11 protein-coding genes and 2 pseudogenes are annotated in these 7,386 nt (G+C 60.7%); 5 read left to right on the top strand and 8 right to left on the bottom strand.

The features are described from left to right. Positions 1-794 precede the first annotated feature (794 nt). A pseudogene (locus AC0L2K_RS34515) lies at positions 795-1,941 on the bottom strand (IS110 family RNA-guided transposase). A gap of 256 nt (positions 1,942-2,197) precedes the next feature. Here AC0L2K_RS34515 and AC0L2K_RS34510 point away from each other — a divergent pair. After that, a pseudogene (locus AC0L2K_RS34510) lies at positions 2,198-2,323 on the top strand (cupin domain-containing protein); the annotation flags it as partial. 38 nt (positions 2,324-2,361) lie between these two features. Beyond that, a complete protein-coding gene (locus tag AC0L2K_RS34505) occupies positions 2,362-2,541 on the top strand; it encodes a hypothetical protein (protein WP_473533595.1) in 180 nt (59 codons plus the stop codon). Positions 2,542-3,122: 581 nt separating this feature from the next. On the opposite strand, the gene AC0L2K_RS34500 is transcribed toward AC0L2K_RS34505, so the two are convergent. From AC0L2K_RS34500 to AC0L2K_RS34485, 4 genes are read right to left on the bottom strand one after another with little or no spacing between them, the layout of a single operon-like run. Next, entirely contained in the window at positions 3,123-3,437 is a 315-nt protein-coding gene (locus AC0L2K_RS34500) for a phage head closure protein (protein WP_473533594.1), read from the bottom strand. Beyond that, positions 3,437-3,844: a DUF3168 domain-containing protein gene (locus tag AC0L2K_RS34495; protein WP_473533593.1), complete on the bottom strand. Its 408-nt coding sequence runs from the start codon at positions 3,842-3,844 to the stop codon at positions 3,437-3,439. Before AC0L2K_RS34495 ends, AC0L2K_RS34500 begins: the two co-directional genes overlap by 1 nt. Then, complete coding sequence (locus AC0L2K_RS34490; protein WP_473533592.1) at positions 3,844-4,245, bottom strand: HK97-gp10 family putative phage morphogenesis protein; 402 nt, start codon at positions 4,243-4,245, stop codon at positions 3,844-3,846. The genes AC0L2K_RS34495 and AC0L2K_RS34490 overlap by 1 nt, the downstream gene beginning before the upstream one ends. Before the next feature lies 1 nt (position 4,246). Next, entirely contained in the window at positions 4,247-4,549 is a 303-nt protein-coding gene (locus AC0L2K_RS34485) for a head-tail connector protein (RefSeq protein ID WP_473533591.1), read from the bottom strand. 157 nt (positions 4,550-4,706) lie between these two features. Here AC0L2K_RS34485 and AC0L2K_RS34480 point away from each other — a divergent pair, with 157 nt between their 5' ends. Then, the gene (locus AC0L2K_RS34480) at positions 4,707-5,219 is read left to right on the top strand and encodes a hypothetical protein (RefSeq protein ID WP_473533590.1); all 513 of its coding nucleotides are present in this window, start codon (positions 4,707-4,709) and stop codon (positions 5,217-5,219) included. Between the two features lie 11 nt (positions 5,220-5,230). On the opposite strand, the gene AC0L2K_RS34475 is transcribed toward AC0L2K_RS34480, so the two are convergent. The 3 genes from AC0L2K_RS34475 to AC0L2K_RS34465 all read right to left on the bottom strand — a co-directional run bounded on the left by AC0L2K_RS34475 (position 5,231) and on the right by AC0L2K_RS34465 (position 6,320). Further along, positions 5,231-5,650, bottom strand: coding sequence for a hypothetical protein (locus AC0L2K_RS34475; protein ID WP_473533589.1), 420 nt, complete (start codon positions 5,648-5,650; stop codon positions 5,231-5,233). Continuing rightward, positions 5,647-5,916 carry an HNH endonuclease gene (locus AC0L2K_RS34470; RefSeq protein WP_473533588.1) on the bottom strand — a complete coding sequence of 90 codons (270 nt, stop codon included), beginning with the start codon at positions 5,914-5,916 and terminating at the stop codon, positions 5,647-5,649. The genes AC0L2K_RS34475 and AC0L2K_RS34470 overlap by 4 nt, the downstream gene beginning before the upstream one ends. A 71-nt stretch (positions 5,917-5,987) precedes the next feature. Continuing rightward, on the bottom strand, positions 5,988-6,320 hold the full coding sequence (locus AC0L2K_RS34465; protein WP_473533587.1) for a hypothetical protein: 333 nt from the start codon (positions 6,318-6,320) through the stop codon (positions 5,988-5,990). 79 nt (positions 6,321-6,399) lie between these two features. On the opposite strand from AC0L2K_RS34465, the gene AC0L2K_RS34460 reads away from it, so the two are divergent. Further along, a complete protein-coding gene (locus tag AC0L2K_RS34460) occupies positions 6,400-6,756 on the top strand; it encodes an Hsp20/alpha crystallin family protein (protein WP_473533586.1) in 357 nt (118 codons plus the stop codon). Beyond that, complete coding sequence (locus AC0L2K_RS34455; protein WP_473528848.1) at positions 6,749-7,213, top strand: Hsp20/alpha crystallin family protein; 465 nt, start codon at positions 6,749-6,751, stop codon at positions 7,211-7,213. The genes AC0L2K_RS34460 and AC0L2K_RS34455 overlap by 8 nt, the downstream gene beginning before the upstream one ends. Positions 7,214-7,386 lie beyond the last annotated feature (173 nt).

Here is a 7,386-nt window from a genome sequence, read left to right as displayed (position 1 = left end):
CGCTCATGCTGCAGCCGGATCTGCTTGTCGCCGACGAGCGCCGGCGCTCGACGTTTCGATCCAGGCGCAGATCTGCCCTCCTTGCGACAACGCAAAGGAGAGCAAAAATGACCAGCACCATTAATCTCTACAGCGGCCAGCTATGGCAACAAGTTGGTGGGTGGGTCTTTCGGGACAATGTCGATGCATACACCCAGGTAACGCTTTCGCACATGCGATATGCAATTTGTGCATTGCAATATTTGCGGCGATCGATATGGTCCTGTTGTCGGCCATCTACTCCTCCCAGATGCGATGCCCGGCGCTGAATGCGGTGCACCTCCTCCCGCGCTGCATTTCAAATCAAGCCCGCTGCCACCTCCTCCCGGCAGCGGGCTTTTTCTTTGTATGAGCGGCAATTTTGGGCCATGGCCAGTGTATTGGCTTCTAGGCAAGGCGAACGCTCCAGACTTCCAGGCCTTTCTTGCCCTGCCCATATTCGACGGATGACATCGACAAGCGCGGCTCCTGTGCGTTTCTTTGTTCGGCTCAGGTGAGCGTGTTTCTTCGTCCCGGCCCACAGGATTTCCCGTGCGAGCGTGTCGAGACGCGGTCAAGGCTGGCCGCTGCGATGGCGGCACGGCCTACTGCGAGCCTCCAGGCCACCCTTGACGGCGTCGAGCACGGCGCCAGTCTGGGGCGGACCGGGGCGACGATTGTCGCACCGGGATATTTGCTTATGTTATGTTCGCCTGGCACGGACGACCACGTGGCAAAGAGCGGCGTGAGAGGATGAGAGCGCCGCCACGCAGCCGTTATAGTCGTTCCTCGTTTGTGGCGTCCGTGCGCCGCTTCGGCCCGCGTGGCCGGACAATGCCGAACCATCAGCTCGTAGGCACGTTCGGCGTTCTCGGCCGCGGCTTTCTCGCTGTTTCGCAGCTCCTTCACGTTGTAGGCGTAAGCCGAACCGCGGCGACCGACACCGCGCTCGCCCGGTGCGCCAGCCTTGAGAGCGAGCTGCCTCTGCTTTGCCGCCAACAGCGCCGGGCGAGCCCAGAAGTAGTCCTGCTCTTTTGTCAGCAGATGCCAGATCAACACGGCGAGCTTGCGGGCGACGGCACGGCGGCGACCTGATGGCCACGCTTGTTGCGGATGCGCAGGAAGAAGGCCCTGAGCGGTCCGGGCGCCTTCACCGCCGCCCAGGCGGCCTCGACCAGCATGGCGCGGGCATGGGAACGCCCATGTTTGCTGATCCGGCCATATTGCGCCATGCCAAGACCGGATTGGCGCACGCGCGGATTGAAGCCGAAGTAGCTCACCAGCCTCTGCAGCTCGTGGAACCGCCGGATGTCGCCGACGGCGGCGATGATACCGCTCGCGACGATGGTATTGACGCCGGTGATCGTCTGAAGCCGCCGGACTTGCACGTCATCAACCGCTTCCCGGGCGCTGGCGCGATCGAGGTCAGCCAGATCCTCGGCCAGGCGATCGATCTCGCGGATGTGGCGGGCGATCGCGGCTCTTTTCATCGTCGGGAAGCGCCTGCCGCTCGAGCCAGGCCCGGCCGCGATGGTTGAACAGGTCGGCATGCGGGCACTTCGGCACCAGGTGCGCCTGCAGGATGCCATGCACCTCGTTCTTCACGCGCATGCGATGCCGCACGACCTGGTTGCGCCGCGCGACGAGTCGGCGCAGCCGCTCAGTCCGCTCATCGGGAATCCAGACCTCAGGCAGAAAGCCGCTGGCATGCAGCTGCGCCAGAACGCCGGCATCGATGTTGTCGGTCTTGATCCTGGCATGGGCGATCGCCTTCACCTGCATCGGGTTGGCGACAATCACCCGGCCGACATACGGCGACAGAACCCGCACCACCGCCATGGCGTTGCCCGTAGCTTCGACGACAACCTCATCTTGGCCATCTTCCCAAACCACCACCTCCGCAAAGGTGCGGTGGATGTCCATTCCAATCACGCGTCTCATCGGCTCCTCCTCAAACAGTCGGGAGCCGGCGGGCGACGCGACACCTACGGATCCGCGCTCTCGGCGCAACCGGGCAGGTCGCAGGGGCGGCCAGCTACTAACGCGAGCTCGCAGCTCATCGAATACATCGGCCTGCCCGCACTTGGCATGCTCCCGGTGCCCCTGTCCCGGATGGTCGCACCATACGCCGAAAGCCTTTCATCTCCAGCGGGGATCAGGTGGCACCGTCATGATCACCAGCCGCAACGAAACGCTGGAATGCGTTCTCGTCAGGTCAGGCCAGGAACCGGTGGTCGTCAACCTCGACATCGAACCGGTGGAAGCACCCGAGGAGGTGCTTTGGATAGATCCTATTCACAGGTGACAGATAGCTAGGATGGACCGAATACGGGTATTCGGGCCATGGTTTTTGAACCATCGGGTGTGGAGTTCCGACGTCTGGTGACCCGTTTTGCCGTTCCGACTTTTTCGCTCAAGCTGGCCGTCGCCGGTAGAGGTTGCGTGATGCTGTTAGTTGGTTTCCAACCAGATAAGCCCGACGATGGTGAATATCTTGGGATGAAAGGAACTGGTCAGCGCTGATCTCCCGCATATGGGGATCAGGCGAGATTCACCATTTAAAGTTGCTTAGTCTATAGGAATTGTCTCTGGAGTTTTCGACAGATTTCGAAGGCCGACAGTAGATATCCAAGAATCCGAGGGTGCCCCGCAGAGGAACGCCTCCCGCAGGCAATCCGGTCCTAAAGCTAGCGGAGTGTCGAGCTTGAGACGATCCGACCGATTTGCCGGGAGGAATGCATGACGAAAACCACTTACTTCCGGCGCCGGAGTATTCTCGCGTTGACTGGCCTCATCGGCGCCTGCCTGACTGCGGCTGCAGGTCAGGCCCACTTTTTGACGCTGTCAGACGATGAGAGAGCACCGACTTAGAAGGCCGGAGGTCTGAAATCAATTTCACTAACAGGTTCATACGCTAAGCGACCTTCTTTTTCGCATTCCGGGACTTTTTCCGGGCTTTTGCGACTGCCTCCGTCGCGTTCGCCACTTCGCTGTCCAGCACGTGAGCGTGTTTGTCGGTGACGGAAATCGAACTGTGATTGAGCAAGACCTTCGCGATTTTCAGGTTTCCGGTTGCGCGGACGATCTTGGTCGCGGCGTCATGCCTACCCCGTCGCGATGCAGCGGAGTTCCAAGCCGTCGCGCCTGCCGAGTTCCTTGACTTCCTTCAGATCGAAGTTGCGTGTCCCGTCGTTCACGCGATCAGCAAGGGTGATGCCGTCCAGATAGCGGATGCGGAAGATGACGGCGGCTTCAGACGACGTGCCGAAGGACCGCATGAACTTCTCCGCCGTCCCCTGAATGATTTGCGCCCGCACGGTGGCAAGGATCGTCCAGCCTTCAATTGGCGTGCCGTATTCGTCCACGGCGGTCGTGGCCCGCTCAATCGTGATGATCCGGTCCAGCTTGCCCGCCCGCATCACGCCAGCTCCACAAGGCGCGCTTCAAGCGCGATGACGGCGTGGGAATGAATGCCGTCTGGGGCGCGAAGGAAACGGGTGCTGGCGATGCGAAGGTCCGCGACGTGGAAATGGTCCAGCGTCAACGGTCCATCGTTCAGCGCGTCCCTGATCGCGCCCGCTATCTGCTTGCTCCCTGCAAGCCCGGCTTCCTTCCGCCAGATATGCAGGTCGGCGAACGCTTGATGCCGATGGCGGGCAAGTCCATCATCGGGAACGGTCATGCCCTCGCCAATGATGATGGCGTTGTCCAGTTCGGGGCGGGCGTTGCGGTCCAGTATCGACGTTGCCGGAACCAGCGCCGTCACGGCGGACGTAGCCACAAGCCGGTTGCGCAAAGCCTTCTGAAGATCAAGGGAAGGTTCCATCATCCCTCCCGCACGGCCTTCTTGATCGCCCGCTTGATGCGGTTGGCGATCTTCTTCCGGGACAGCCGGAAGGCGGGCCAGAAGAACGGTTGCGCCGGCGCGTGAGCGGTGCCGTATTCGACAAGATGCGGATAGCGGACAGTCGTGTTGCCCGCCGTCACAAGCACTTCGTTTTCCGCCGTGATGCGGGAACCGCCCGGTTGCGAATAGGGCGGCGTGGCCTGTCCGGGCGGCGTGGCGATGATGCTGGCCTTCAGCGCCCCGGTGTCTTCCGGTGCGAGCGCTCGCATACGCTGGACAAGCTCGTTGCCCGATTGCACCAAGGCCGGATGCACGGCCTTGCGCACAGCCTTCGGGATGGCATTCAGTCGGCGGCTTAGGCTTTGGGTTTGCGCGCTCATGTCAGAAGCACCATTCCCGGTAGGGAGCCATCAGGTCGAACAGGCCGGGCGACACGTCCGACATGGTGACGCCGACAAGCGTGGCTTCCCGGTTCTCATAGAGGTGCGCGACAAGCTGGCGGACAGCTTCCTTCAGCGGTTCGGGCGTTCCGTCCGGGAAGGCCGTGATGTCGTCCAGCGCATTGCCGATGAACTTGGAAATCCATGCTTCGGCGGCTGCGATCTTGTCGCCGATCAGCGCGTCATCATCGCTGATCGTGATGTTCGCATGGGCTTTGATGTCCGCGACGGTAAGGATGATCATGGCGCATCCGCCCCCTTGGAGTGCAAATCACGCAGAACGCTCCCCTCGCCGGTCCCTAGAAGATGGGGAAAGTTGTTAGACACCCCCGGCTTCGCTTGCTGACAGGCTTCGGGCGGCGATACTGTCTCGCTTCTGTGACCGTCTTCGGGGAGATCGAATGGACTTCAGTCTGATTGAGAACGCGCTTGGTCTTGCAAGCTCGGCCTTGGGCACTACCGGCAAAGCAGTCGCCACGTTTGAAGCAGTCAAGAAATTGCTCAAATCCGACAAGAAGCTTGACAGCGGCGAAGCGGATACTTTGCTCAATATGCTCGCGACCGAACTGACAGCCGCCAACATGATGAATGTGCAGCTTAGTGAAGCTCTCAAGACGCTCATCCGTGAATTGAGACAACAAGACGATTTTGAGCGGGAGAAGGCCAGATACGAACTTTTCCAAACCGGCGAACAGGATATGGTCTTCAGGCTCAAGGCGGACACGGCAAACGGGCAACCAATGCATTTCATCTGCCCGGTTTGCCTGAACAGCGACAAGCAGATCAGCTTCATATCGGGTGAAGGTGATTTCAAAGTCTGCCAGAAAAACAGCAACCACGTGTTTAGGTTCAAGAACACACCGATCAGGCAGCCGGGCCGCGCTCAAACGGACTGGAACCCGTACGATTACTGATGAACCCAGCATCATCGCCGCTCCTTGACGGTGGATGATCCCCGATAGGCAGCGATCAGTCGCCTGATGAGGCGGTGGTTTCTTTTCCGCGCGATCAGGACAGCGCCCTTGATCGGCGGTTCGGTAAGCGCCCGCTCAATCGGCCATCCGACTTTGATGCGGTCCCGCAATGTGGCTTGGTTGATCCCGAGTTCCTTTGCCCATTGCGGCAGCGTTTGCGTCCTGCCGTTGAAGGTGTAGGTGGCGGGCATGGCCTTGCTTGCTGTAGGCTTCGTTGGCGGCTCCACGGATTCGCTGACTGCCCTTTCCGGGTCAATGGCCAGCGTGTGAACGCGATGCATGAGCGTTCCCGGCTCTATCCCGGTCAGTTCAGCGATCTGGCGCAAGGTCAGCCATTCGCCCCGAAACAGGTGGAAGCGCTGATGCGTCATGCCCGTTCCTCCCGTTGCTTGCGTCCCGAATGACAGGGCGTGCAGAGCGGTTGCCAATTGGACGGTGACCAGAACAGGCGCTTGTCGCCACGGTGCGGGGTCTTGTGATCCACGACGCGGGAAGGTGCGCCACAAAGGACGCAACGGGGATTGGCTTTCAGGTATTCTGCCCGCGCCCGATCCCACTTGCTGTCATAGCCGCGTTCCCGTGCCGATGGTCGCTGCTGATCGAAGCGCGCCTTGCGCTCACGGTCGGCGGCAACCATGTGCTGGCATCGTTGCCCGGTGGGACAGGACGCAACCGCAAGAGCGGATGGAAGGGGCGCGCATCGGCATGTCATGCAGCCTTCTTCCGGTGGACTTTGGTCGTCCCGAAGGAACCGAAAGCGACCTTGAACTTGTCGTCCGGGCTGATCGGGGACAGCTTGTCTTCCGGTTCTTCCGAACTGCCGAAGATCGCCTTCAGCATGTCGAGACGGCCACGATAGGCTTCCATGATCTCGGCGGGCGTGGCTTCAAGCGTGGTGTCGGGTTCCCAGCCCAGCCATCCCGTGCCGATGCGGTAGAGGCTCGCCAGATATTCCTTGAAGGGAACCTCCCTAGGCTTCCTCCCCTGCCCCCGAGCGTCGGCACGTGGCCTGTCTTCGGGGTCTATCCCGGCAAGCGCCATCACATATTGCAGCAGCGGTTCCCGCAGATTGTCCAGTTCATCAAGGACGCGGGCTCACATACGCCGCCTCCAAGACGAAGTGAGCCGACTGGAATTCCCGGCGGTGAATGTCTTCGTAAACCAGGACGGCGTCATCATCATCACCGAACTGCCTGGGGTAAGATCAGAAGACTTGGACATCTTGATTCACAGAGATTCCTTTACGCTCAGCGGAGAGCGGCAAACCGAAACTGAGGAAGCCCGGCGGGGATACCACCGGCGTGAGCGTCGTCGAGGCCGGTTTGTGCGGACTGTGTCATTGCCGTTTGTGGTCGACCCGAACAAGGTTGAAGCGGATCTCGTCAATGGCGTACTGACTCTGGATCTTCCTCGGGCCGAAGAGGACAAGCCCAAGCGCATTCACGTTAAGGCGATCAAGGAGGCGGGTCATGGCTAAGCGAGAGACCACGAGAGCGGGAACGAAGGGGAGCAAGCAGTCTCAGGCCACGCCGACTAGCCAACCGGAGCTGGAGGGTAAGCTGTCCGCGGAGCAGGACGCGGGCGAGCGGACCCATGAGAGGCTGGTCTTCGTACCACGGGTTGACATCTACGAAACTGAAACGGGCCTTGGCGTCGTTGCGGATCTGCCCGGCGTCAGCCCGGAGGGTTTGGAGGTCACGTTGGAGAAGCGGGTGCTGTCGATCTATGGCCGCGTCGAAGAGGATACGCCCGAGGGCTACAGCCAGGCCTATCGCGAGTACGACGTCGGCGATTTCGAGCGGCAGTTCACTCTCTCCGGGGATTTCGACATCAATGGAATTGAGGCGAATATGAAGGACGGTGTGCTTCACCTCGCCATCCCGAGAGCTCCGGAGGCAGCGGCAAAGCGGATCGAGGTTAGATCGGTTTCCTGACGATCGAGGAAGATTGCGCAGACGCCGCGCTCGCCAGCGGTTAGCAGAGCCTACTCCTTGACTCGCGCCGGGTCCTTTCGGCAACCGTAGGGTCATCGGGTTCATCCGGGGAATGTCGGTCTCCATAAGTTTCTGAACGGGCCTCGCTTTCGGTCGGCGGCCAGGCACCAGCA

Source organism: Mesorhizobium sp. WSM4817 (assembly GCF_055811135.1).
This window is presented reverse-complemented; position numbering and strand designations above follow the sequence as displayed.

Bases quoted from the DNA above. Each gene is read 5' to 3' on its own strand.
- AC0L2K_RS34455 (WP_473528848.1), top strand. From the start codon at position 6,749: ATGGCTAAGCGAGAGACCACGAGAGCGGGAACGAAGGGGAGCAAGCAG.
- AC0L2K_RS34480 (WP_473533590.1), top strand. From the start codon at position 4,707: ATGGACTTCAGTCTGATTGAGAACGCGCTTGGTCTTGCAAGCTCGGCC.
- AC0L2K_RS34465 (WP_473533587.1), bottom strand. From the start codon at position 6,320: ATGGCGCTTGCCGGGATAGACCCCGAAGACAGGCCACGTGCCGACGCT.
- AC0L2K_RS34490 (WP_473533592.1), bottom strand. From the start codon at position 4,245: ATGAGCGCGCAAACCCAAAGCCTAAGCCGCCGACTGAATGCCATCCCG.
- AC0L2K_RS34485 (WP_473533591.1), bottom strand. From the start codon at position 4,549: ATGATCATCCTTACCGTCGCGGACATCAAAGCCCATGCGAACATCACG.
- AC0L2K_RS34475 (WP_473533589.1), bottom strand. From the start codon at position 5,650: ATGACGCATCAGCGCTTCCACCTGTTTCGGGGCGAATGGCTGACCTTG.
- AC0L2K_RS34500 (WP_473533594.1), bottom strand. From the start codon at position 3,437: ATGCGGGCGGGCAAGCTGGACCGGATCATCACGATTGAGCGGGCCACG.
- AC0L2K_RS34495 (WP_473533593.1), bottom strand. From the start codon at position 3,844: ATGGAACCTTCCCTTGATCTTCAGAAGGCTTTGCGCAACCGGCTTGTG.
- AC0L2K_RS34505 (WP_473533595.1), top strand. From the start codon at position 2,362: ATGGTTTTTGAACCATCGGGTGTGGAGTTCCGACGTCTGGTGACCCGT.
- AC0L2K_RS34470 (WP_473533588.1), bottom strand. From the start codon at position 5,916: ATGGTTGCCGCCGACCGTGAGCGCAAGGCGCGCTTCGATCAGCAGCGA.